We start from the raw sequence: 22,962 nt of genomic DNA on the forward strand, positions 1-22,962 counted from the left end.
TCCATCTCCGGGCGTGGCACCGTCGTAACCGGCCGTATCGAACGCGGCATCGTCAAGGTTGGCGAAGAAGTTGAAATTGTCGGCATCAAGCCCACCATCAAAACCACCTGCACCGGTGTAGAGATGTTCCGCAAACTGCTCGACCAGGGACAGGCGGGCGACAACGTCGGCGTACTGCTGCGCGGCACCAAGCGTGAAGAAGTCGAGCGCGGCCAGGTGCTGGCCAAGCCTGGTTCCATCACCCCGCACACCAAATTCTCGGCAGAGATCTATGTGCTCTCCAAGGATGAGGGTGGCCGTCACACCCCATTCTTCCAGGGCTACCGTCCACAGTTCTACTTCCGCACCACCGACGTAACCGGTGCGATCGAACTGCCGGCCGGCACGGAAATGGTCATGCCGGGAGATAACATCTCGATCAACGTTGCGCTGATCCAGCCGATCGCCATGGAAGAAGGCCTGCGTTTCGCGATTCGCGAAGGCGGCCGTACCGTTGGTGCCGGTGTCGTGGCCAAGGTCATCGAGTAAAAAACTTTTATTCGCGGCGAACACGGGTTCGCCGCACCGCTCTTTAGGAATATCATGCAAAGCCAAAAAATCCGTATCCGTCTCAAAGCATTTGACTACCGACTGATTGACCAATCTGCCCTTGAGATTGTTGAAACCGCCAAAAGAACTGGCGCGGTTGTGCGTGGGCCGGTTCCATTGCCTACCCGGATAGAACGTTTTGACGTACTGCGCTCGCCGCACGTTAACAAGACCTCCCGTGACCAGTTTGAAATCCGTACCCATCTACGTTTGATGGATATCATTGACCCCACGGACAAAACCGTGGATGCGCTGATGAAGCTGGATCTTCCGGCTGGCGTGGATGTGGAAATCAAGCTGTAAACTATTAAACCTGTAGTATGGTTTGTAACGGCTAAAAATACGGTGTATAATCCGCCGTCTTTTTAGTCGTTTAGTTCTTTTGCTATTAAAACCGCCGGTCAATCGAAATCGGCATTGTTTAAGGAAAATAATGATGAGCCTCGGACTTATAGGTCGCAAGGTTGGCATGACGCGCATCTTTACCGACGACGGAACAAGCGTTCCGGTGAGTGTAATAGACGTGTCGGGTAACCGTGTGACTCAGATCAAGAGTGCAGAAACGGATGGCTATTCTGCCGTCCAGATGACATGTGGCGAGCGTCGTGTCAGTCGTGTGACTAAAGCATTGGCGGGGCACTACTCCAAAGCTGGAGTTGAGGCTGGCCGTTCCATCAAGGAGTTCGTCGCGACTGCGGATCAAATTTCCCAGTTTGCGTTAGGTGCCAGTGTCAGTGCTGATGTCTTTCAGGCCGGGCAGTTGGTTGATGTGACAGGTACAACCCAGGGTAAGGGTTTTGCCGGTGCAATCAGACGTCACCACTTCAGTTCCAACCGTGCTACCCATGGTAACTCCCGTTCGCATAACAGTCCTGGTTCGATCGGTCAGAATCAGGATCCTGGTCGCGTATTTCCTGGAAAGCGTATGGCTGGACATCTTGGTGCTGTGCGTCGTACCACACAAAATCTTGAAATCGTACGCGTCGATGCCGAGCGTCAGCTGCTGCTGATCAAAGGCGCGATCCCCGGCTCCAAAGGTGGCGATGTTCTTATTCGTCCCGCTGTGAAGGCAGGTGCATAATGGAACTTAAACTTATTAATGATCAGGGCCAGGCAACGGCAAGTGTCAATGCTTCGGACGTTGCTTTCGGTCGTGAATTCAATGAAGACCTGGTTCATCAGGTTGTGACCGCATACATGGCAAATGCGCGTACGGCGACAAGTGCGCAAAAGGGTCGCAGTGAAGTGGCAAAAAGTACAAGGAAGCCATTCCGTCAAAAGGGCACGGGCAATGCTCGTGCGGGTATGGCGTCCAGCCCGCTGTGGCGTGGAGGTGGTAAGACATTCCCAAATAGCCCAGATGAGAACTTTTCCCACAAGGTTAACAAAAAGATGCATCGTGCCGGAATGCAGTCCATTCTTTCAGAGTTGGCGCGTATTGGTCGTCTGCAGGTGGTTGAGGAGTTCAGGATTGATACTCCCAAGACTAAACAGATGGTGCAAAAAATCAAGTCACTGGGATTTGAGAGTGTTCTTGTTGTGACTGATGATGTGGATGAAAATCTGTATCTTTCCTCGCGTAACCTGCCGCATGTGTTGGTCGTAGAGGCTCAACATGCTGATCCAGTAAATTTGGTTCGTTTTCCCAATGTACTGTTGACCCGCGGTGCGGTGAAAAAATTTGAGGAGATGCTGGGATGAGTGCGAATACAGCGAATCAAGAGCGCCTGATGCAAGTTATTCTCGCGCCGCAAATTTCAGAAAAAGCCACAATGTTGGCTGATAAATATCAGCAAGTGGTTTTTCGTGTGGTCGGCAATGCAACCAAGCCAGAAGTAAAGGCTGCGGTTGAACTGTTGTTTAAGGTTGAGGTGGCTGGTGTGCAAATTGCCAATGTTAAAGGCAAGGTAAAGCGTTCTGGCCGCACCATGGGTCGTCGCAAGGACTGGAAAAAGGCTTTTGTTTCTTTGAAGCCGGGCCAGGAACTTAACCTCATGGTTGGCGAGTAGGAGAGCTGATATGGCACTAATTAAAGTAAAACCAACTTCCGCTGGTCGGCGCGCTGTTATCAAGGTTGTCAACCCGGATCTGCACAAGGGTGCGCCTCATGCCCCACTGCTGGAAAGCCAGTTTAAACATGCAGGCCGCAATCATAATGGCCGCATTACTGTGCGTCATCAAGGTGGTGGTCACAAGCAGCATTACCGGGTAATTGACTTCCGTCGTGACAAGGATGGTGTTCCTGCAAAAGTTGAGCGCCTTGAGTACGATCCGAATCGTAGCGCTAATATTGCTCTGCTTTGCTACATGGATGGTGAGCGTCGCTACATTATTGCTCCCAAGGGTGTATCTGTTGGTATGCAATTGATCAGCGGTTCCGATTCGCCCATCAAGGTGGGTAATACCCTGCCTCTACGAAACATTCCCGTGGGTTCGACGATTCATTGCGTTGAGATGATGCCAGGCAAGGGTGCACAGATTTCGCGTTCGGCGGGCACTTCGGTTCAGTTGCTTGCTCGTGAGGGGGCGTATGCTCAACTGCGTTTGCGCTCTGGTGAAATTCGTAAAGTTCACGTGGACTGTAAGGCTACCATTGGTGAGGTGGGTAATTCCGAACATAGCCTTCGTTCCATTGGTAAGGCAGGGGCAATGCGTTGGCGTGGCGTGCGTCCGACTGTTCGTGGCGTGGTGATGAACCCGGTCGACCACCCGCATGGTGGTGGTGAAGGCAGGACGTCCGCTGGCCGTCATCCTGTCAGCCCATGGGGTACTCAGACCAAGGGGTATCGTACTCGCCGAAACAAGCGCACACAGAATATGATCGTGCGCCGTCGCCCATCGAATAAGAGGTAATCTAAATGGCTCGCTCTATTAAAAAAGGCCCGTTTGTCGACGTGCATCTGATTAAGAAGATTGAAACTGTTCGTGCTACTAATGACAAGCGTCCTATCAAGACCTGGTCCCGCCGTTCAACCGTTTTACCTGATTTTGTTGGTTTGACAATTGCTGTGCATAACGGCAAGCAGCATGTTCCCGTATTTGTTAACGAGAACATGGTTGGACACAAGCTGGGTGAGTTTTCTTTGACGCGCACCTTTAAAGGGCATGCCGCGGATAAGAAGGCGAAGAAATAGGAGATCATGATGAGAGTAAGCGCAGTATTACGCGGAACCCGCCTATCGGCACAGAAAGGCCGCCTGGTTGCTGATCAGATTCGCGGTTTGCCGGTTGAGCGCGCCTTGAATATTCTGGCTTTTAGCCCAAAAAAAGGTGCCGTTATAATCAAAAAGGTTCTTGAATCTGCAATTGCCAATGCCGAGCATAACGAAGGTGCCGATATTGACGAATTGAAGGTTTCTACCATTCTTGTGGACGAAGGTACTACGCTCAAGCGCTTCCGTGCTCGTGCCAAGGGTCGTGGCGCACGTATCCTTAAACCGACCTGCCATATAACCGTAACGGTTGGCGACTAAAGCAAGGGTAGAAAGGGAAAATTATGGGACAGAAGATTAATCCGACTGGCTTTCGCCTGAGTGTTCTGAAGAACTGGTCGTCGAAATGGTATGCAAATAGTAAAAACTTTGCTGGAATGTTGCATGAAGATATCAAGGTACGAGCATTCCTGAAAAAAAAGCTGGCACATGCTGCGGTTGGCCGGATTTTGATTGAGCGTCCGGCGCGTGATGCAAAAATTACGATTTTCAGTGCCCGCCCTGGCATCGTAATCGGCAAGAAAGGCGAGGATATTGAAGCGCTCAAGATTGAATTGAAAAAGATGATGGGTGTCCCCGTCCATCTTAATATCGAAGAAATCCGCAAGCCTGAAATCGATGCAACCTTGATTGCAGAGAACATCGCATCGCAGCTTGAGAAGCGTGTAATGTTTCGGCGTGCGATGAAGCGCTCCATGCAAAATGCGATGCGTTTAGGTGCGCAAGGCATCAAGATTATGAGTGCTGGACGCTTGAATGGAATCGAAATTGCGCGTACTGAATGGTATCGTGAGGGCCGCGTTCCTCTCCATACCTTGCGTGCTGACATCGACTATGGCGTGGCCGAAGCTAAGACAACATACGGCATCATCGGCATCAAGGTATGGGTGTTCAAGGGCGAAGTGATGGGTAAGGGTGAACAGCCTGTTGCCGCACCGACCGAACCAGTAAAGAGAGCGAGAAAGCCAGGAGCGAAACATGCTGCAGCCAGCTAGACAGAAATTCCGCAAACAGCAAAAGGGCCGTAATACCGGCATAGCTACGCGCGGTAATAAAGTAAATTTCGGTGATTTCGGACTGAAAGCCATTGGTCGTGGCCGTTTGACTGCGCGTCAAATTGAAGCGGCTCGACGTGCAATGACCCGTCACATCAAGCGCGGTGGCCGGATATGGATTCGTATTTTCCCGGATAAGCCTATTTCCTCAAAGCCCGCCGAAGTTCGTATGGGTAATGGAAAAGGAAATCCTGAATATTTCGTGGCAGAAATTCAACCCGGAAAAGTACTGTACGAAATGGACGGGGTAAGCGAGGAACTGGCGCGTGAGGCTTTCCGTCTCGCTTCGGCAAAGCTCCCGATTGCCACCACTTTTGTACTTCGACATGTAGGTAGCTAATAATTATGAAATCCAGTGAATTGAGAGCTAAATCGGCTGATGAGTTGAACCTGGAAATGGTTGAGCTCTTGCGCGCGCAATTTAGCCTGCGCATGCAGCTTTCCACCCAACAAAGCAACAAGGTGGATCAATTGGGTAAAGTTCGTAAGGACATTGCCCGGGTGCGTACCATCATGAGTGAAAAAGCGAGGCAAGCATGAGCGAAGCTAAAGTAACTACGCGCGCACTGGTTGGGCGCGTGGTCAGCGACAAAATGAGCAAGACTGTGACGGTTCTTGTTGAACGCAAGGTAAAGCATCCTTTGTATGGGAAAATTATTCGCCGTTCAAAGAAATACCATGCTCATGATGAGAATAATGAATTTCACGAAGGCGACATGGTTGAAATTCAAGAGTGTCGGCCAATTGCCAGAACCAAAGCGTGGCGTGTAAGTAAACTGCTTGATAAGGCGGTTTAACCTTATTCTTGCAGAAGCAAGAAATTCAATATATACTTGCTGTCTTTGTTGGCGAACCCCCTAATTAGTGGCTGTCGCTGCTGTAGGGTACCAAAACTGACCGTTGTTATATGCTTCGGTTCTGCAAGGAACCGAAGCATAGACGGCTTAAGTTGGAGAAATTTATGATTCAGATGCAAACTCGGCTGGATGTTGCCGACAATACCGGTGCGCGCTCCGTTATGTGCATTAAGGTGTTGGGTGGATCCAAGCGTCGTTACGCCGCTATCGGCGATATCATCAAAGTAACTATCAAGGATGCAGCTCCGCGTGGACGCGTCAAAAAGGGCGATGTCTACAACGCTGTAGTTGTCCGCACTGCCAAAGGTGTTCGTCGTTCAGACGGCTCTTTGGTGAAGTTCGATGGGAATGCGGCTGTACTCCTGAATAATAAACTCGAGCCAATTGGCACCCGTATTTTCGGGCCGGTCACGCGTGAATTGCGTACTGAGCGATTCATGAAGATCGTGTCGCTGGCGCCTGAAGTTCTGTAAGGGGCTGACAATGAACAAGATTCGCAAGGGTGACGATGTGATCGTTACTACTGGTAAAGACAAAGGCAAGCGTGGTGCAGTTCTTCGCATTCTTGAGGGTAAGGTTGTGGTTGAGGGGGCTAATAAAGTTAAAAAGCACCAAAAGCCAAACCCCATGAAGGGCTCTGCTGGCGGTATTGTGGATATTGAAATGCCGATTCAGATTTCAAATGTGGCATTGTTTAATCCAGCTACCAAAAAGGCTGACCGTGTTGGTGTAAGGCAACTTGAGGATGGCCGTAAGGTTCGTTTTTTCAAGTCCAACGGCGAAGTGATTGACGCGTAAGGAATTAACATGGCTCGTTTGCATGATTTTTATAGGGAAACTGTGGCAAAGCAGCTCAAAGAGCAGTTTGGCTACAAATCCGTAATGGAAGTGCCTCGGATAGAAAAAATTACGCTCAATATGGGTGTTGGTGAGGCGGTTGCGGATAAAAAGGTAATGGAGCACGCGGTAAGTGATATGCAGAAGATCGCAGGTCAAAAGCCGGTTGTAACCAATGCCAAGAAGTCAATTGCTGGCTTCAAGATTCGTGAGGGATATCCGGTGGGCTGCAAGGTCACGCTGCGTAAGGTGCAGATGTACGAATTTCTGGATCGCCTGGTTACTGTTGCAATCCCTCGAATTCGAGATTTCCGGGGAATTTCCGGTAAATCTTTTGATGGTCGCGGGAACTACAATATGGGTGTGAAAGAGCAAATAATTTTTCCGGAAATTGAATACGAGAAAATTGATGCGCTTCGTGGCATGAATATCACTATAACAACCACTGCCAAAACTGATGAAGAAGCGCGTGCCTTGCTTGCAGCGTTTAGCTTCCCGTTCAAGAACTGAGGTCGACATGGCAAAAACTTCTTTGATTAACCGCGACCTGAAGCGTCGTGAAACAGTTAAGAAATATGCTGCTAAGCGTGCGGAGCTGAGTGCAATCATTAACAATGTAAAGTTCAGCGACGAAGAGCGTTATGCGGCTCGCGCCAAATTGCAGCAATTGCCGCGTGACTCCAGTCCTGTTCGTTTGCGTAATCGCTGTGCGTTGACGGGACGTCCACGTGGCACGTATAGCAAGTTTGGGCTTGGGCGCAGTAAGTTGCGTGATCTGGCCATGCGCGGTGAAATTCCGGGCATGACCAAGGCCAGCTGGTAACGGGAGAATACAGAATGAGTATGAGTGATCCGATCGCCGATATGCTGACCCGTATCCGGAATGCGCAAAAAGCAGAGAAGGTTGCGGTTTCAATGCCATCTTCCAAGGTTAAGGTTTCTATCGCCGGTGTTTTGAAGGAAGAAGGTTTTATTGATGACTTCGGCGTGCGTGAAGAAGAGGGTAAGCCCTTGCTTGAACTGCGTCTGAAGTATTATGCAGGTCGTCCTGTGATTGAAAAAATTCAGCGCGTAAGCCGTCCAGGCTTGCGTATTTACAAAGGCAGTCAGGATTTGCCCAAAGTTATGAATGGTTTGGGTATTGCAATTGTCTCTACCTCCCGGGGTGTGATGACAGACCGCAAGGCACGGGCAAATGGTGTCGGCGGTGAAGTCCTGTGTGTCGTGGCATGATGAGGTGAATGCATGTCCAGAATAGCTAAAAATCCGGTAGTGGTTCCATCCGGCGTAGAAGTAAAAGTTTCTGCGAATGAAATTACGGTTAAAGGTCCTCTCGGTGTGCTCAGTCAGGCAATGACTGCGGACATTACTGTTGTGCATGAAGGGGATAATCTTCAGTGCGCAGCAGCGAACGACTCCATCCAGGCAAATGCGATGTCCGGTACGATGCGGGCACTGCTGGCAAATATGGTCAAGGGTGTTTCGCAGGGTTTTGAGCGCAAACTGACCCTTGTGGGCGTTGGTTATCGCGCACAGGCCAAGGGAGATGTTTTGAGTTTGTCCCTGGGGTTTTCTCATCCCGTTGAGCACAAGATGCCTGCCGGTGTAAAGGTTGAAACTCCGACTCAGACCGAGGTTGTTATCAAGGGTATCGATAAGCAACAGGTTGGTCAGGTGGCTGCCGATGTGCGTGCCTATCGTAGTCCTGAGCCATACAAGGGTAAGGGTGTTCGCTACTCCGATGAGGTTGTGGTGATCAAGGAAACCAAGAAGAAATAATCGAGGCAAGAGTCATGAATAAAAATCAAGCTCGTTTGCGCAGGTCACGTAAAACCCGTGCCAAGCTCGCAGAGTTGAAAGTGGTTCGGCTGTCAGTGTTCCGCACCAACTGCCATATGTACGCCCAGATCATAGATGCAACTGGTGGTAAAGTTCTTGCCAGTGCATCTACAGTTGAAGCTGATGTGCGCAAGGAATTATCAAATGGCGGCAATTCAGCTGCTGCTGCAATTGTGGGCAAGCGGATTGCTGACAAGGCCAAGAGCCTTGGGATTGAAAAAGTTGCTTTTGACCGCTCCGGCTTCAGGTACCACGGTCGAGTGAAGTCATTGGCCGAAGCGGCACGTGAAAACGGCTTGGTGTTCTAAGCGGGGACGATGATGGCAAAAATGGATATGGAAGATCGCGGCGACGGTTTGCGCGAGAAAATGATTTCGGTAAACCGGGTCACCAAGGTTGTTAAGGGTGGACGGATTATGGGCTTTGCGGCACTAACCGTGGTTGGTGATGGCGATGGCGGAATTGGCATGGGAAAAGGTAAAGCAAAGGAAGTACCTGTTGCTGTGCAGAAAGCCATGGATGAAGCCCGCCGCAATCTGGTCAAGGTGAATCTGAAAAACGGCACGCTGCATCATGCCGTTGTTGGTGAACACGGTGCTGCCAAGGTTTATATGCAGCCCGCCTCTGAAGGTACCGGAATTATCGCCGGTGGTCCGATGAGGGCAATATTTGAAGTAATGGGCGTGCATAACGTTCTTGCGAAATGTATTGGTTCAACCAACCCATATAACCTGGTTCGCGCGACCATTAATGGTTTGCAGGCGATGAATACACCATCCGAGATTGCTGCCAAACGTGGCAAGTCTGTGGAAGAGATTCTGGGGTAATAAAATGTCGAATACAGCCAAAACTCTGAAAGTAACCTTGGCCAAGAGCACGATTGGCACCATTCAAAAGCATCGTGCATGCGTGCGGGGCCTTGGACTGCGCCACTTGAATCATACGGTTGAGGTTAAAGACACGCCTGAAAACCGTGGCATGATCAATAAGGTTAATTACCTCTTGAAGTGCGAGGAATAAATGCAACTAAATACTCTAAAACCTGCTGAAGGCAGTAAGCATTCCAAGCGCCGCGTGGGTCGCGGTATTGGAAGCGGACTTGGAAAGACCGCTGGTCGTGGTCATAAGGGTCAAAAATCTCGTGCAGGCGGTTTCCATAAAGTTGGCTTTGAAGGTGGCCAGATGCCACTGCAACGTCGTTTGCCAAAGCGCGGCTTCAAATCACTGACGAAGGGTAATGTGGCTCAGGTGCGTTTATCTGCACTGAATGCTTTGCCTGTGGATTCTGTCGATCTGTTAGTGCTTAAGCAGGCTGGTGTTGTGCCAGGTTCTTGCCTAGGTGCAAAAGTCTTCCTGTGTGGAAAAGTCGAGAAAGCTGTGAAATTGCAGGGAATTCTCGTGACCAAGGGTGCAAGAGCGGCTATTGAAGCTGCTGGCGGTAACGTGGCAGGTCTGGAGTAATCACTTCTTGGCTACTTCGAGCGTAGGTTCTGCGGGCAAATACTCGGATCTCAAGCAGCGCTTGCTGTTTGTGCTGGGCGCGTTGATTGTTTATCGCATTGGTGCGCACATTCCGGTCCCTGGAATTGATCCGGCTGTTCTTGCTGAGCTATTCAAATCGCAGCAGGGCGGCATTCTGGGCATGTTTAACATGTTTTCGGGTGGCGCGCTGTCTCGTTTTACTGTTTTTGCGCTTGGGATCATGCCTTATATTTCGGCTTCCATCATTATGCAATTAATGACGGTTGTTTCGCCTCAGATGGAACAGTTAAAGAAAGAGGGCGAATCCGGACGGAAAAAAATCACCCAGTACACCCGCTACGGAACAGTCGCCCTGGCCCTGTTTCAGGGTATAGGAATTGCGATTGCACTGGAAGCGCAGCCTGGATTGGTTATTGATCCAAGTCTGTTGTTCCGTGTAACTACTGTTATCACATTGGTAACTGGAACACTTTTCCTGATGTGGATTGGCGAGCAAATTACCGAGCGTGGAATAGGTAACGGTATTTCCATTATCATCTTTGCCGGTATTGTTGCCGGATTGCCGAGTGCAATTGGAGGAACGCTTGAGTTGACTCGCACGGGCGCATTCTCGATCCCTCTGGTTATTATGTTGTTTATTGCTTCAATCGCTGTGACGGGATTTGTTGTTTTCGTGGAACGCGGTCAGCGCAAGATTCTTGTGAACTACGCTAAGCGTCAAGTTGGCCGGCAGATCGTTGGCGGTCAAAGTTCTCACTTGCCACTTAAATTGAATATGGCCGGCGTCATACCGCCGATCTTTGCCTCCAGCATTATTTTGTTTCCCGCTACACTTGCGGGCTGGTTTGGCAGTAGTGAAAACATGAGCTGGCTGAAGGATATCGGATCCACTCTTTCCCCAGGGCAGCCCTTGTATGTCATGTTTTATGCCACTGCAATTATTTTCTTTTGTTTTTTTTATACGGCCCTTGTGTTCAATCCCAAGGAAACTGCGGATAACTTGAAGAAAAGTGGTGCTTTTGTACCAGGAATTCGTCCTGGAGACCAAACGGCAAAATATATAGATCGCATTATGGCCCGGTTGACATTGGCTGGTGCGTTGTATATTACATTGGTGTGCTTGCTTCCTGAATTCCTGATCGTGAAGTGGAATGTGCCTTTCTACTTTGGCGGAACTTCGTTGCTGATTATTGTTGTTGTGACAATGGATTTCATGACTCAGGTGCAATCTTATCTGATGTCTCATCAATATGAGAGCCTGCTCAAGAAAGCAAATTTCAAAGGTGGCGGCATATTGCCACGCTAATTTGAAAAACGGACAAATAGAATGTCGAAAGAAGACACGATTGAGATGCAAGGGGAAGTGCTTGAAAATCTTCCCAACGCTACTTTTCGTGTCAAGCTGGAAAATGGTCATGTAGTACTTGGTTACATTTCTGGAAAAATGCGCATGCACTATATCCGGATTTTGCCAGGCGACAAGGTAACTGTAGAGCTTACGCCTTACGATCTATCCAGAGCGCGAATTACATTTCGTGCTAAGTAGCATTCGGTCGGAAATGTCTGACAATAGTTTTAAGGAGATATCAAATGAGAGTTCGTGCTTCTGTTAAGAAAATCTGCCGTAAATGTAAAATGGTGCGGCGGCAAGGTGTCCTACGTGTGATTTGTGATGACCCGCGCCACAAGCAACGTCAAGGTTGATTGTTATCTTGTTTGCTGATAAAATTCTTCGTTTTTCCATTCTAATTAGCTGTTGGGAGTGACCGCATGGCCCGCATTGCTGGGGTGAATATCCCGAACCATCAACACACCGAGATTGCGCTAACTGCCATATATGGCATCGGTCGCACCCGGTCGCGATTAATCTGCGCCGCTGCCGGAGTTAATACGTCTACCAAAATCAAAGATCTGAGCGACAGCGACGTTGAGCGGTTACGCGATGAAGTGGGTAAATTTGTTGTCGAGGGCGACCTTCGACGCGAAGTTACGATGAGCATTAAGCGTTTGATGGATCTTGGGTGCTATCGCGGCCTTCGTCATCGTCGTGGTCTGCCTGTCCGTGGTCAGCGTACGCGTACTAACGCCCGGACTCGCAAGGGCCCGCGCAAAGCTATCCGCAAATAAACTGACAGCGGATAAGTAAAGGATAAATTATGGCTAAAGCAAATGTACGGGTGCGTAAAAAAGTAAAAAAGAATGTGGCAGAAGGCATTGCTCATGTTCACGCATCTTTCAATAACACCATTGTCACGATTACTGACCGCCAGGGTAATGCTCTCTCTTGGGCAACATCGGGTGGAAGCGGTTTCCGTGGTTCACGCAAGAGTACTCCTTTTGCAGCGCAGATTGCCGCTGAACATGCTGGCAAAGCGGCACAGGAATGCGGCGTGAAGAATCTTGAAGTTCGGATCAAAGGCCCTGGCCCTGGTCGTGAATCAGCTGTGCGCGCACTTAATGCCGTAGGGTTCAAGATTACCGGTATTACCGATGTGACTCCGATTCCACACAACGGTTGTCGCCCGCCCAAGAAGCGCCGCATTTAATACGGCAAATATTTTTGCAGGAGAATTACTTTGGCTAGAAATCTTGACCCCAAGTGCCGTCAGTGCCGCCGCGAGGGAGAAAAACTGTTTATCAAGGGTGAAAAATGCTTCACCGACAAATGTTCGGTAGAGAGAAGAAGCTACGCGCCTGGTCAGCATGGGCAGAAGCAGAATACCCGCCTTTCTGGCTACGGTGTACAGTTGCGCGAAAAGCAGAAACTTCGCCGTATTTATGGCATTCTTGAAAAGCAATTCCGTGGTTACTATCAGGAAGCTGATCGTGTGCGTGGCATTACCGGTGAGAATTTGCTGCAGCTGCTTGAATGTCGTCTTGATAATGTGGCATACAGAATGGGATTTGGCGCCTCGCGTACCGAGGCCCGTCAGGTCGTTCGTCACAACGCTATTCTCGTCAATGGTCGTCGGGTAAATATTCCTTCCTATCAGGTAAAGCCTGGTGATGTCGTTGAGGTTGCTGAAAAAGCCAAAAACCATCTGCGTGTTAAAGGTGCAGCAGAAGCTGCTGAACAACGCACTTTCCCCGAGTGGATCGAAGTTGACATCAAGGCTCTTAAAGGAACATTTAAAGCCAAGCCGCAGCGTGCCGAACTGCCAGCTACAATTAACGAGCACCTCGTAGTCGAGTTGTACTCGAAATAATTGAGCAAGCTACCAATTTAGAGGAATTACGATCCATGCAAAGCAGTGCCGCTGAGTTTCTTAAACCTCGGATAGTTGACGTCCAGAGTCAAACACCCATGCGTGCCCGGGTGACAATGGAGCCGTTTGAGCGTGGCTATGGGCATACGCTTGGTAACGCGCTACGTCGCATTCTTTTGTCATCCATGCCTGGCTATGCAATTACCCAGGTTCAGATTGATGGTGTGGTGCATGAGTATTCGTCCCTTGATGGCGTTCAGGAAGATGTGGTCGATATTCTTCTGAACCTGAAGGGCATTGCACTTAAACTTCATAACCGAGGCGAAACTACGCTGACTCTTTCAAAGAGTGGCGAAGGCCCGGTGACTGCGGCTGATATTGAATCCTCTCACGATGTTGAAATCGTCAACCCCGGTCATGTCATAGCGCATCTGACCAAGGGTGGTAAGCTTAACATGACCATCAAGATCGAGCAGGGACGTGGATATGTTCCGGTCAGTGTGCGTCGTGTTGCTGATGAAGATCGCTTGGTGGGTGCGATGCTGCTGGATGCATCTTTCAGTCCGGTTCGCCGAGTCAGTTATGCCGTTGAAAGTGCACGTGTTGAGCAGCGCACAGATCTTGACAAGCTTGTGGTCGAGATTGAAACCAATGGAGTGATCGACCCAGAAGAGGCTATCCGCTATGCAGCCCGCATTCTGGTTGATCAATTGTCGGTGTTTGCTGAGTTGAAGGGAACGCCGGCAGAAGTTGAAGCGCCGCGTAGCCCTCAGGTTGACCCGATTCTGTTGCGACCCGTTGATGACCTGGAATTGACTGTGCGCTCGGCCAATTGCCTTAAAGCTGAAAATATTTACTATATCGGCGATCTGATTCAACGTTCTGAAACCGAATTGCTGAAAACACCCAATCTGGGACGCAAGTCCCTGAATGAAATCAAGGACGTGCTGGCTTCAAAAGGCCTCACGTTGGGTATGAAACTGGAAAACTGGCCGCCTGTCGGTCTGGAAAAGGCCTGATTGTCGGCATTGCCGATTCAGGGGACTTCTAAAATAAGGATTTGTCATGCGTCACCGTTTATCTAATCGCAAACTGAACCGCACTTCTAGCCACCGTCTGGCAATGTTGCGCAATATGGCTAACTCTCTATTGCGCCACGAAGTCATCAAGACTACGTTGCCAAAGGCCAAGGAACTGCGCCGCGTTGCTGAGCCACTGATTACACTGGGCAAGAAGCCTTCTTTGGCTAACCGTCGTCTCGCATTTGATCGTCTGCGTGACCGTGAAATTGTGGTTAAACTTTTTGATGAACTGGGGCCACGCTTCCAGTCTCGCAATGGCGGTTATCTTCGAATTTTGAAATGTGGATTCCGTCTGGGTGATAATGCACCTATGGCAATTGTTGAGCTTGTCGATCGCGCTGCTGATGCAGAAGTGGTTGATGAAACTGCCGCTTAAGCCATCAAGTTCAATGCAAACAAAAGAGCCGGATTTATCCGGCTTTTTTGTTTTTTCAGGGATGAAATTATTATTCTGATAGTATGCGCAAATGATTTTCCTGCTTACCGATTACGGCAGTTTTGATCCATATTGTGGATTGCTGAAGGCGGCGATATGGGGAAATGCCCCAGATGCAATTATTGTGGATTTGCTGCATCAGGCCCCTGAATTTAATATCACGGCGAGTGCCCATTTGCTCGCGGCGATGTCTCTTCAGTTCCCGGTTGCCAGTGTATGTGTTGCAGTAATTGATCCCGGTGTGGGTTCTGAACGTGAAGCTGTAGTGATGCGGGCTGATGAGAAATGGTTTGTTGGGCCAGACAATGGCCTGCTTGCGGTAGTTGCAGGTCGCGCCAGAAAAAGTGAGTTGTGGCGAATTGACTGGCGTCCGGAGAAACTTTCGGTTTCATTTCATGGGCGCGATCTTTTTGCGCCAGTTGCAGCCTGGATTGAGAAGGGTGCTTTTCCTCACGACAAGCTCTCCAGTATTTCGCGCCTACAGGTTGTACTGGATAGTGGCGACCTCGCTGAGGTGATCTATATTGACCATTATGGGAACCTCCTGACCGGATTGCGCACCACCCAGATTCCGCGAGAGACGACCTTCTTGTTTGGATCCTGGTTGATTGAATACTCCCGTGTATTTTCGGATGCGATGCCTGGGCGCCTCTTCTGGTATGAAAACAGCTGTGGCATGGTCGAGTTTGCGTTAAATGGCTCTAGCGCGGCTCAATTCCTGGGTACAAGGATTGGGGATCAATTCGAGATTCATCTGCCGCCCTGAAGCAGTGTTTTTGCAAGATAGGCTCCAGTGTGACTGTCGCTGTTGGCCGCCACCTCCTCCGGAGTACCTTCGGCGATGATTAGTCCCCCTCCATTCCCGCCTTCCGGGCCCAGATCGATGACCCAATCTGCTGTTTTGACGACATCAAGGTTGTGCTCAATCACCACGATGGTATTGCCGTGTTCGCGCAGGCGGTGCAGAACTTTGAGCAACATTTCGATGTCCTGAAAATGCAGGCCGGTTGTCGGCTCGTCAAGAATATACAGCGTTCTTCCCGTGTCCCGTTTGGAGAGTTCGAGAGATAGCTTGACACGCTGGGCTTCTCCGCCTGAAAGGGTGGTCGCGCTCTGGCCGAGCGTAATGTAACCGAGCCCCACGTCCAGCAATGTTTGCAGTTTGCGCGCAACGACTGGAACCGGGCTGAAAAAATCACGCGCCTGTTCTACAGTCATCTGCAGAATTTCGTGAATATTTTTTCCCTTGTACTGGATCTCCAGCGTTTCTCGGTTGTAGCGGTGACCGTGACAGACGTCGCAGGGGACGTAAATATCTGGCAGGAAATGCATTTCAACCTTGATCATGCCATCCCCCTGGCAGGCCTCACAGCGTCCTCCCTTGACGTTGAAGGAGAACCGCCCCGGGCCATAGCCGCGCTCACGTGCCTGGGGCACGCCCGCGAACAAATCCCGGATCGGTGTGAACAAGCCGGTATAGGTGGCAGGATTGGAGCGAGGCGTGCGTCCAATCGGGCTTTGATCGACGTTGATGACCTTGTCAAAATATTCCAGCCCATTCAATTCGGTGTAGGGAGCGGGCTCGGCATTGCTGCCATAGAGATGCCGGGCGACGGCGTTGTAAAGCGTGTCATTGATCAGGGTGGATTTTCCGGAGCCGGAAACGCCCGTGACGGAAATCAGCAGGCCGACAGGGAGGTTGAGTGTGACCTGTTTCAGATTGTTGCCGCATGCGCCGGTGATTTGAAGCATGCGCGTGGGGTCGGGTTTATGCCTTTGTGCCGGGGTTTCAATTCTGCGCTGACCCCTCAGGTACTGGCCTGTAAGCGATGCCGGGTTAGCCATGATTTCTGCCGGTGTTCCTTTGGCGACCACTTCGCCGCCATGTTCTCCGGCTGCCGGCCCCATGTCCACCACATAATCCGCCATCAGTATCGCATCTTCGTCGTGCTCAACCACGATGACGCTGTTGCCTAGATCGCGCAGCCTGATGAGGGTCGTAAGCAGCCGGTCGTTGTCGCGCTGGTGCAGGCCAATGGACGGCTCGTCAAGGACGTACATGACGCCCGTGAGGCCCGAGCCGATCTGGCTGGCCAGACGGATGCGCTGGGCTTCTCCTCCGGACAAGGTATCTGCCGAGCGATCAAGCGAAAGATAATCCAGCCCGACATTGGTTAGGAACTGGAGGCGGCTGGCGATTTCCTTGATGATGCGCTCGGCGATGGCCTGCTTTTGCCCTGTCAGCGAGACTTGCTGGAAAAATTCCAGCGCCTGCTTCAGCGGCAAATGGCTGAGTTCGAAAATAGGGCGTCCCGCAACCGTGACATGGCGTGCTTCCAGTCTCAGGCGTGTTCCATCGCAACTGGGGCAGGTCTGGTGATTGAGGTATTTCGTCAGCTCTTCGCGTACGGCAATGGAGTCGGTTTCATGGTAGCGGCGTTCAAGATTGCGCAAAATGCCTTCAAAGGGGTGTTTGCGGGTCTGGAATCCGCCCCGCTCGCCTAAATACTTGAATCCGATTTCTTCAGATCCACTGCCATTGAGCAGGATTTCCTGCACGCGGGGAGAGAGCTCCTCGAACGGTTGTTCCAGGTCAAAGCCATAATGCAAGGCCAGGGCCTGCAGCATCTGGAAAAAGAACTGGTTGCGCCGGTCCCAGCCCTTGACTGCGCCCGAGGCCAGGGACATATGGGGAAAGGCGACAACTCTCTTGGGGTCGAAGACGTTGATCTGGCCCAATCCGTCGCATTTGGGGCATGCGCCCATCGGGTTGTTGAAAGAAAACAGGCGCGGTTCCAGTTCTGCCAGCGAGTAGCTGCACACCGGGCAGGCAAACTTGGCCGAAAAAAGGTGCTCCTTGCCGCTATCCATTTCTACAGCCAGCGCCCGGCCATCGGAGTGGCGCAATGCGGTTTCAAACGATTCCGCCAGGCGCTGCTTCATGTCGGGCCGGATCTTGATTCGGTCCACTACCACTTCGATGGTGTGCTTCTTGTTTTTTTCCAGTTTTGGCGGTTGGTCTATTTCATAAGTTTCACCATCCACGCGCAGCCTGACGAAGCCCTGGGCCCGCAATTCGTCAAACAATTCGACTTGTTCGCCCTTGCGCCCCGCCACCAGCGGCGAGAGGATCATCAGCTTGGTGTCTTCCGGCAGCGCCAGCACGTGATCCACCATCTGGGAAACGCTCTGGGATTCGAGCTTGATGTGATGTTCCGGGCAATGGGGGTCGCCCACCCTGGCGAAAAGCAGGCGCAGGTAATCGTGAATTTCCGTCACCGTGCCGACGGTGGAGCGCGGATTGTGGCTGGTGGCTTTCTGCTCGATGGAGATGGCGGGTGACAGCCCCTCGATCAGATCGACGTCGGGCTTTTCCATCAGTTGCAGGAACTGGCGGGCGTAAGCGGAGAGGGATTCGACATAGCGCCGCTGACCCTCGGCATACAGGGTGTCGAAGGCAAGAGAAGACTTGCCCGAGCCCGATAGCCCAGTGATGACCACCAGCTGGTTGCGTGGAATATCGAGGCTGATGTTTTTCAGGTTGTGGGTGCGGGCACCGCGAATTTTTATGAAGGACATGGTCCACTGCAGAGTTAATCGTAACCTGCTAATATACCCAACTTTGCCCGCAAGAACCAATTCCATGCAATATGCTGACCGGATGAGCCCCGTTGAATTGCGCGCCAGTGCTGGTCTGGCGGGTATTTTCGGGCTGCGCATGCTGGGCATGTTCCTGATCCTTCCGGTGTTTGCCATTTATGCAACAGGCATCCCCGGCGGCGAGAATCACGTCATGATCGGCCTGGCGCTGGGCGCTTACGGCCTGACGCAAGCGCTTCTGCAGTTGCCTTTCGGCATGGCGTCCGATCGTTTCGGGCGCAAGCGGGTGATTTATTTTGGTTTGATCCTGTTCGCGCTGGGCAGTTTTGTCGCGGCTTCATCGCACGATATTTACTGGATCATCATCGGGCGTTCGATTCAGGGAGCGGGCGCGATTTCGGCGGCGGTGACGGCCTTGCTTGCCGATTTGACGCGCGAGCAGCACCGTACCAAGGCCATGGCCATGATTGGCTCCACGATCGGCCTCATGTTTGCCTTGTCCATGGCGCTGGGTCCTGCCCTTTATCAATTTATCGGCGTACCGGGCATGTTTGCCCTGACCGGTGTGCTGACCTTGCTGGCAATGGTCGTGGTGGCAGTGGTGATCCCCGACCCCGGGGTCAGCCATTTTCATTCCGATGCCGAAATGGTGCCGGCGCGGCTGAAAGATGTATTGAAAGACAAGCAACTGCTGCGCCTGAATTACGGCATTTTTTCCCTGCATGCCGCACAGATGGCAATGTTTACCGTAATCCCCCTGGCTTTGATGAAGACCGGCCATCTGGCGGAAACCCAGCACTGGAAGATTTACCTGCCGGTCATGCTGCTCGCTTTTGCTTTCATGGTGCCTGCCATTATCGTGGGCGAGAAGAAGGGCAAACTGAAGCAGGTGTTCGTCATGGCCGTTGTGCTTCTGTTGCTGACCCAGCTGCTTCTGACTGTGCTGGTAAGCTATTTCTGGGGTATCGTCGCAGCGCTGATGATTTTCTTTGTTGCATTCAATATTCTTGAAGCCAGCCTGCCCTCACTTATTTCAAAGCTTGCTCCGGCGCAGGCCAAAGGCACCGCCATGGGCGTGTATAATACCTCGCAGTCTCTGGGGCTATTTGTAGGTGGTGTGACCGGCGGGCTATTGGCGCACCAGTTTGGTCATTTTGCCGTGTTCGCATTTGGCGCGGGCCTGTCTGCTGTCTGGCTGTGGCTGGCCCTTTCCATGCGTACCCCGCCAGCAGTGAAAACCATGATGTATCATCTCGAAGCAATGGATACTTCCAAGGCGCATTTGCTGGCGCAGCAACTGGCGGCAGTGCCGGGTGTTTCCGAAGCAGCGGTGTCCGCAGAAGAAGGTGTGGCCTACCTCAAGGTCAACATGGCAGGCTGGGACGAAGAACAGGCGTTAAAACTAATCGACGGAGGAGTGTGACATGGCATCAGTGAACAAGGTGATTCTGGTCGGCAATCTGGGCAAGGATCCGGAAGTGCGTTATATGCCCAGCGGTGAGGCGATCACCAATATCACCGTGGCGACAACGGATACGTGGAAAGACAAGAGCGGAGAAAAGCAGGAAAAGACCGAATGGCACCGCGTCGCGTTTTTCAGCAAGCTGGCCGAAATCGCCGGGGAATATCTGAAGAAGGGCAGCCAGGTGTACATTGAAGGCCGCCTGCAAACCCGCAAGTGGCAGGACAAGGAAGGCCATGAACGCTACACCACGGAAATCGTTGCGGATCGCATGCAGATGCTGGGTTCGCGCAGTGGTGGCGGCAATACCTTTGAGGTGGTGGACAAGGAGCCCGCCGGGGGTGGAGCAGCGAAGCCCGCCAAAAAAACCGGTGGAGAGTTTGACGATTTTGAGGACGACATCCCTTTCTAGGGTGGTGCCTTGAACTGGATGGGTAATACCCCCATTTAGTGCTCATCCCTTTTTGATTTTGAATGGAGTTTGTGATGCCAATTTACGAATACCGTTGTTCCGATTGCGGATTCCAGAAGGAATTCATTCAGAAGATGAGCGATGCGCAGCTCACCACCTGCCCCGAGTGCGGCAAGGAAACGCTGGGCAAAATGCTGAGCGCGGCTGGCTTCCAACTCAAGGGCGACGGCTGGTACCAGACCGATTTCAAGGGCGGTTCCAAGCCCAAGGAAGAAACCAAGCCTGCCGGTGGTTGTGGCGGCGGTTGCGCCTGCCACTAAGTTGCCAGTCAAAGTGCATATATTTGCTGCGGGTTTGATTTGTGCAAATTCGGCCTGAAGTCATGAGACGCTATTTCATCACCGGTTTGTTGATCTGGATTCCCCTGGTCATTACCCTCTGGGTGCTCAATCTGCTGATTGGCATGCTGGATCAGAGCCTGCTGCTGGTGCCCGAATCCTTGCGCCCGCTGGCATTGATCGGGCTGAACATTCCCGGTGTGGGCGCCATTCTTACCGTGCTGGTGATTTTCCTTACCGGCGTGTTGGCTGCGAATATCATCGGCCAGCGCCTGGTGCGGTTCTGGGAGGCGCTGCTGGCGCGCATCCCGGTGGTCAAGTCGATTTACTACAGCGTCAAGCAGGTCAGCGATACTCTGTTTTCAGGCAACGGGGAAGCCTTTCGCAAGGTGCTTCTGGTACGTTACCCCCATCCCGAATCATGGTCGCTGGCCTTCCAGACCAATGTGCCAAGTGAAGTGGCATCCCGGCTGGATGATGAGCATGTGGGTGTGTTCATTCCCACCACGCCCAGCCCTGTCAATGGCTTCTATTTCTATGTCAAGAAGAGCGAAACCATCGAGCTCGACATGAGCGTGGACGATGCGCTCAAGGCCATTGTTTCCATGGGTGTGGTGGCACCCAAGAAAGTCCCTGCGTCAGTTACCTATCCTGGCGACTGATTTTTCCTGCTCTCGGGTATAATTCCCCCTTTTTTCAGCGCCCAGGCGCTTTCGTAAAAACTCGAATCGGATTCAATCATGATGCGTACTCATTACTGCGGCGCGGTCAATCGCGCCCATTTGCAGCAAACCGTTACCCTGAGCGGCTGGGCACACCGCCGCCGCGACCATGGCGGGGTGATCTTCATCGACCTGCGCGACCGCGAGGGCCTGGTGCAGGTGGTGTGCAATCCGGACAAGGTGGATACCTTCGCCATTGCCGAGAAAATCCGCAACGAGTTCGTGCTGAAAGTCACTGGCCGCGTCAATCCGCGCCCCGAGGGAACGGTCAACCCCAACCTGCCTACCGGCGAGATCGAAGTCATCGCCGACAGCATTGAAATTCTCAATGCCTCCCTGACACCGCCGTTCCAGCTCGACGACGAAAACCTGTCCGAGAACGTGCGCCTGACGCACCGCTACATCGACCTGCGCCGCCCGGTGATGCAGGAAAACATGAAGCTGCGCTACCGCGTCGCCAAGACCCTGCGCGATTATCTCGACCAGCACGGCTTCATGGAAATCGAAACCCCGATGCTGACCCGCTCCACGCCGGAAGGCGCGCGCGATTACCTGGTGCCGAGCCGGGTCCATCCGGGCCAGTTCTTTGCACTGCCGCAGTCGCCGCAGATTTTCAAGCAGCTGCTGATGGTGGCGGGCTTCGACCGCTACTTCCAGATCACCAAGTGTTTCCGCGACGAGGACCTGCGCGCTGACCGCCAGCCGGAATTCACCCAGGTCGACATCGAAACCTCGTTCATGAGCGAAAACGAGATCATGGACATTGTGGAAACCATGATCCGTGGCATGTTCAAAACCGTGATGGACATCGACCTGCCCAATCCCTTCCCGCGCATGCCTTATTCCGAGGCCATGGGCCGTTACGGTTCGGACAAGCCCGACATGCGCGTGACGCTGGAACTGACCGAACTGACTGACGTGATGAAATCCGTCGAATTCAAGGTATTTCGCGGTGCGGCGGACATGGAAGGCGGCCGCGTGGCGGCGCTCAAGGTGCCGGGCGGCGGATCGCTGTCGCGCAAGGAAATCGACGATTACACCACTTTTGTCGGCATCTACGGCGCCAAGGGCCTGGCTTACATCAAGGTCAATGAAGTGGCCAAGGGCCGCGACGGCCTGCAGTCGCCCATCGTCAAGAACCTGGACGATGCCGCCCTGAAAGCGATCATCGAGCGCACCGGCGCCACCGACGGCGACCTGATTTTCTTCGGCGCCGACAAGGCCAAGGTGGTGAACGAGGCGCTCGGCGCACTGCGCGCCAAGGTCGGCCACGATCGCGGCCTGGCCGAAAGCGGCTGGCGTCCGCTATGGGTGGTGGATTTCCCGATGTTCGAGCGCGATGAGGAAAACAACCGCTGGGCGGCGCTTCACCACCCCTTCACTGCACCCGCCGACGGCCACGAGGACCTGCTCGCCAGCGATCCCGGCAAGGCCCTGTCCAAGGCCTACGACATGGTGCTGAACGGCTGGGAAGTGGGTGGCGGTTCGGTGCGTATTCACCGCCAGGAAGTCCAGGCCAAGGTGTTCCAGGCCCTCAACATCAGCGACGCGGAAGCCCAGGAAAAATTCGGCTTCCTGCTCGACGCACTGCAGTATGGCGCGCCCCCGCACGGCGGCCTGGCCTTCGGCCTGGATCGTCTTGTGACCCTGATGGCCGGTGCCGAGTCGATCCGCGACGTGATCGCCTTCCCCAAGACCCAGCGCGCTGCCTGCCTCATGACCCAGGCGCCCAACACGGTGGACGAGAAACAGCTGCGCGAACTGCATATCCGCTTGCGCCAGCAGGTGCAGACGCAAGTCGAAGTAAGCAACAACTGAGCCCCAGAATTGGAGA

General features: G+C 52.4%; 37 protein-coding genes. 36 read left to right on the top strand and 1 reads right to left on the bottom strand.

Translation table 11 applies throughout. The annotated features are described in order from the left end of the window. From WC392_11705 to WC392_11855, 31 genes are all read left to right on the top strand, one after another. The coding region (locus WC392_11705; GenBank protein MFA5243028.1) for an EF-Tu/IF-2/RF-3 family GTPase at positions 1 to 528 on the top strand (528 nt) is incomplete at its 5' end. Between the two features lie 54 nt (positions 529 to 582). Beyond that, the gene (gene rpsJ, locus WC392_11710; GenBank protein ID MFA5243029.1) at positions 583 to 891 is read left to right on the top strand and encodes a 30S ribosomal protein S10; all 309 of its coding nucleotides are present in this window, start codon (positions 583 to 585) and stop codon (positions 889 to 891) included. A 133-nt stretch (positions 892 to 1,024) separates the two neighbouring features. Next, entirely contained in the window at positions 1,025 to 1,669 is a 645-nt protein-coding gene (gene rplC, locus WC392_11715; GenBank protein MFA5243030.1) for a 50S ribosomal protein L3, read from the top strand. Then, on the top strand, positions 1,669 to 2,289 hold the full coding sequence (gene rplD, locus WC392_11720; protein ID MFA5243031.1) for a 50S ribosomal protein L4: 621 nt from the start codon (positions 1,669 to 1,671) through the stop codon (positions 2,287 to 2,289). The genes rplC and rplD overlap by 1 nt, the downstream gene beginning before the upstream one ends. After that, a complete protein-coding gene (gene rplW / locus WC392_11725) occupies positions 2,286 to 2,597 on the top strand; it encodes a 50S ribosomal protein L23 (protein MFA5243032.1) in 312 nt (103 codons plus the stop codon). The genes rplD and rplW overlap by 4 nt, the downstream gene beginning before the upstream one ends. Before the next feature lie 10 nt (positions 2,598 to 2,607). Continuing rightward, positions 2,608 to 3,441 (top strand): 50S ribosomal protein L2, encoded by an 834-nt coding sequence (gene rplB, locus WC392_11730; protein MFA5243033.1) that lies wholly within the window; start codon positions 2,608 to 2,610, stop codon positions 3,439 to 3,441. 5 nt (positions 3,442 to 3,446) lie between these two features. Next, positions 3,447 to 3,722: a 30S ribosomal protein S19 gene (gene rpsS, locus WC392_11735; protein MFA5243034.1), complete on the top strand. Its 276-nt coding sequence runs from the start codon at positions 3,447 to 3,449 to the stop codon at positions 3,720 to 3,722. Between the two features lie 9 nt (positions 3,723 to 3,731). Then, positions 3,732 to 4,061, top strand: coding sequence for a 50S ribosomal protein L22 (gene rplV / locus WC392_11740; GenBank protein MFA5243035.1), 330 nt, complete (start codon positions 3,732 to 3,734; stop codon positions 4,059 to 4,061). Between the two features lie 23 nt (positions 4,062 to 4,084). Further along, positions 4,085 to 4,795: a 30S ribosomal protein S3 gene (gene rpsC / locus WC392_11745; GenBank protein MFA5243036.1), complete on the top strand. Its 711-nt coding sequence runs from the start codon at positions 4,085 to 4,087 to the stop codon at positions 4,793 to 4,795. Beyond that, positions 4,779 to 5,195: a 50S ribosomal protein L16 gene (gene rplP / locus WC392_11750; protein MFA5243037.1), complete on the top strand. Its 417-nt coding sequence runs from the start codon at positions 4,779 to 4,781 to the stop codon at positions 5,193 to 5,195. The genes rpsC and rplP overlap by 17 nt, the downstream gene beginning before the upstream one ends. A 5-nt stretch (positions 5,196 to 5,200) precedes the next feature. Then, the gene (rpmC, locus tag WC392_11755; protein ID MFA5243038.1) at positions 5,201 to 5,395 is read left to right on the top strand and encodes a 50S ribosomal protein L29; all 195 of its coding nucleotides are present in this window, start codon (positions 5,201 to 5,203) and stop codon (positions 5,393 to 5,395) included. Next, complete coding sequence (gene rpsQ / locus WC392_11760) at positions 5,392 to 5,652, top strand: 30S ribosomal protein S17 (GenBank protein MFA5243039.1); 261 nt, start codon at positions 5,392 to 5,394, stop codon at positions 5,650 to 5,652. The genes rpmC and rpsQ overlap by 4 nt, the downstream gene beginning before the upstream one ends. 164 nt (positions 5,653 to 5,816) lie before the next feature. Continuing rightward, positions 5,817 to 6,185: a 50S ribosomal protein L14 gene (gene rplN / locus WC392_11765; protein ID MFA5243040.1), complete on the top strand. Its 369-nt coding sequence runs from the start codon at positions 5,817 to 5,819 to the stop codon at positions 6,183 to 6,185. 10 nt (positions 6,186 to 6,195) lie between these two features. After that, a complete protein-coding gene (gene rplX / locus WC392_11770; GenBank protein MFA5243041.1) occupies positions 6,196 to 6,510 on the top strand; it encodes a 50S ribosomal protein L24 in 315 nt (104 codons plus the stop codon). A 9-nt stretch (positions 6,511 to 6,519) separates the two neighbouring features. Further along, the gene (gene rplE, locus WC392_11775; GenBank protein MFA5243042.1) at positions 6,520 to 7,059 is read left to right on the top strand and encodes a 50S ribosomal protein L5; all 540 of its coding nucleotides are present in this window, start codon (positions 6,520 to 6,522) and stop codon (positions 7,057 to 7,059) included. Between the two features lie 7 nt (positions 7,060 to 7,066). Continuing rightward, on the top strand, positions 7,067 to 7,372 hold the full coding sequence (gene rpsN / locus WC392_11780) for a 30S ribosomal protein S14 (protein MFA5243043.1): 306 nt from the start codon (positions 7,067 to 7,069) through the stop codon (positions 7,370 to 7,372). A 14-nt stretch (positions 7,373 to 7,386) separates the two neighbouring features. Then, positions 7,387 to 7,782, top strand: coding sequence for a 30S ribosomal protein S8 (gene rpsH, locus WC392_11785; protein ID MFA5243044.1), 396 nt, complete (start codon positions 7,387 to 7,389; stop codon positions 7,780 to 7,782). 12 nt (positions 7,783 to 7,794) lie between these two features. Further along, positions 7,795 to 8,328 carry a 50S ribosomal protein L6 gene (rplF, locus tag WC392_11790; protein MFA5243045.1) on the top strand — a complete coding sequence of 178 codons (534 nt, stop codon included), beginning with the start codon at positions 7,795 to 7,797 and terminating at the stop codon, positions 8,326 to 8,328. A 14-nt stretch (positions 8,329 to 8,342) separates the two neighbouring features. Beyond that, positions 8,343 to 8,696, top strand: coding sequence for a 50S ribosomal protein L18 (gene rplR, locus WC392_11795; protein MFA5243046.1), 354 nt, complete (start codon positions 8,343 to 8,345; stop codon positions 8,694 to 8,696). A gap of 12 nt (positions 8,697 to 8,708) precedes the next feature. Continuing rightward, complete coding sequence (rpsE, locus tag WC392_11800) at positions 8,709 to 9,215, top strand: 30S ribosomal protein S5 (protein ID MFA5243047.1); 507 nt, start codon at positions 8,709 to 8,711, stop codon at positions 9,213 to 9,215. A gap of 4 nt (positions 9,216 to 9,219) precedes the next feature. Next, on the top strand, positions 9,220 to 9,408 hold the full coding sequence (rpmD, locus tag WC392_11805; GenBank protein MFA5243048.1) for a 50S ribosomal protein L30: 189 nt from the start codon (positions 9,220 to 9,222) through the stop codon (positions 9,406 to 9,408). Beyond that, entirely contained in the window at positions 9,409 to 9,849 is a 441-nt protein-coding gene (gene rplO / locus WC392_11810; protein ID MFA5243049.1) for a 50S ribosomal protein L15, read from the top strand. A 7-nt stretch (positions 9,850 to 9,856) separates the two neighbouring features. After that, on the top strand, positions 9,857 to 11,176 hold the full coding sequence (secY, locus tag WC392_11815; protein ID MFA5243050.1) for a preprotein translocase subunit SecY: 1,320 nt from the start codon (positions 9,857 to 9,859) through the stop codon (positions 11,174 to 11,176). Between the two features lie 21 nt (positions 11,177 to 11,197). After that, the gene (infA, locus tag WC392_11820) at positions 11,198 to 11,416 is read left to right on the top strand and encodes a translation initiation factor IF-1 (GenBank protein MFA5243051.1); all 219 of its coding nucleotides are present in this window, start codon (positions 11,198 to 11,200) and stop codon (positions 11,414 to 11,416) included. A 44-nt stretch (positions 11,417 to 11,460) separates the two neighbouring features. Continuing rightward, positions 11,461 to 11,574 carry a 50S ribosomal protein L36 gene (rpmJ, locus tag WC392_11825; GenBank protein ID MFA5243052.1) on the top strand — a complete coding sequence of 38 codons (114 nt, stop codon included), beginning with the start codon at positions 11,461 to 11,463 and terminating at the stop codon, positions 11,572 to 11,574. Positions 11,575 to 11,640: 66 nt separating this feature from the next. Continuing rightward, the gene (gene rpsM / locus WC392_11830) at positions 11,641 to 11,997 is read left to right on the top strand and encodes a 30S ribosomal protein S13 (protein ID MFA5243053.1); all 357 of its coding nucleotides are present in this window, start codon (positions 11,641 to 11,643) and stop codon (positions 11,995 to 11,997) included. A gap of 29 nt (positions 11,998 to 12,026) precedes the next feature. Next, on the top strand, positions 12,027 to 12,416 hold the full coding sequence (gene rpsK, locus WC392_11835; GenBank protein MFA5243054.1) for a 30S ribosomal protein S11: 390 nt from the start codon (positions 12,027 to 12,029) through the stop codon (positions 12,414 to 12,416). Between the two features lie 30 nt (positions 12,417 to 12,446). Further along, complete coding sequence (gene rpsD / locus WC392_11840; GenBank protein MFA5243055.1) at positions 12,447 to 13,076, top strand: 30S ribosomal protein S4; 630 nt, start codon at positions 12,447 to 12,449, stop codon at positions 13,074 to 13,076. Positions 13,077 to 13,111: 35 nt separating this feature from the next. Next, complete coding sequence (gene rpoA, locus WC392_11845; GenBank protein MFA5243056.1) at positions 13,112 to 14,095, top strand: DNA-directed RNA polymerase subunit alpha; 984 nt, start codon at positions 13,112 to 13,114, stop codon at positions 14,093 to 14,095. A gap of 46 nt (positions 14,096 to 14,141) precedes the next feature. Continuing rightward, positions 14,142 to 14,534: a 50S ribosomal protein L17 gene (rplQ, locus tag WC392_11850; protein MFA5243057.1), complete on the top strand. Its 393-nt coding sequence runs from the start codon at positions 14,142 to 14,144 to the stop codon at positions 14,532 to 14,534. 91 nt (positions 14,535 to 14,625) lie between these two features. Further along, positions 14,626 to 15,360, top strand: coding sequence for an SAM-dependent chlorinase/fluorinase (locus tag WC392_11855; GenBank protein MFA5243058.1), 735 nt, complete (start codon positions 14,626 to 14,628; stop codon positions 15,358 to 15,360). Here WC392_11855 and uvrA read toward each other — a convergent pair. Then, positions 15,345 to 18,173 (bottom strand): excinuclease ABC subunit UvrA, encoded by a 2,829-nt coding sequence (gene uvrA / locus WC392_11860; GenBank protein ID MFA5243059.1) that lies wholly within the window; start codon positions 18,171 to 18,173, stop codon positions 15,345 to 15,347. The two genes, WC392_11855 and uvrA, sit on opposite strands and share 16 nt — an antisense overlap. An 82-nt stretch (positions 18,174 to 18,255) precedes the next feature. On the opposite strand from uvrA, the gene WC392_11865 reads away from it, so the two are divergent. The 5 genes from WC392_11865 to aspS all read left to right on the top strand — a co-directional run bounded on the left by WC392_11865 (position 18,256) and on the right by aspS (position 22,946). Next, positions 18,256 to 19,617 (top strand): MFS transporter, encoded by a 1,362-nt coding sequence (locus WC392_11865; protein ID MFA5243060.1) that lies wholly within the window; start codon positions 18,256 to 18,258, stop codon positions 19,615 to 19,617. 1 nt (position 19,618) lies between these two features. Further along, positions 19,619 to 20,068, top strand: coding sequence for a single-stranded DNA-binding protein (gene ssb / locus WC392_11870; GenBank protein MFA5243061.1), 450 nt, complete (start codon positions 19,619 to 19,621; stop codon positions 20,066 to 20,068). A gap of 74 nt (positions 20,069 to 20,142) precedes the next feature. Continuing rightward, positions 20,143 to 20,388 carry a zinc ribbon domain-containing protein gene (locus tag WC392_11875; protein ID MFA5243062.1) on the top strand — a complete coding sequence of 82 codons (246 nt, stop codon included), beginning with the start codon at positions 20,143 to 20,145 and terminating at the stop codon, positions 20,386 to 20,388. Between the two features lie 62 nt (positions 20,389 to 20,450). After that, complete coding sequence (locus WC392_11880; protein ID MFA5243063.1) at positions 20,451 to 21,068, top strand: DUF502 domain-containing protein; 618 nt, start codon at positions 20,451 to 20,453, stop codon at positions 21,066 to 21,068. 78 nt (positions 21,069 to 21,146) lie between these two features. Continuing rightward, positions 21,147 to 22,946 (top strand): aspartate--tRNA ligase, encoded by a 1,800-nt coding sequence (gene aspS / locus WC392_11885; GenBank protein MFA5243064.1) that lies wholly within the window; start codon positions 21,147 to 21,149, stop codon positions 22,944 to 22,946. Positions 22,947 to 22,962 lie beyond the last annotated feature (16 nt).

The organism is Sulfuricella sp., assembly GCA_041651995.1.
In the GTDB taxonomy this organism is placed as follows: Bacteria; Pseudomonadota; Gammaproteobacteria; order Burkholderiales; family Sulfuricellaceae; genus Sulfurimicrobium.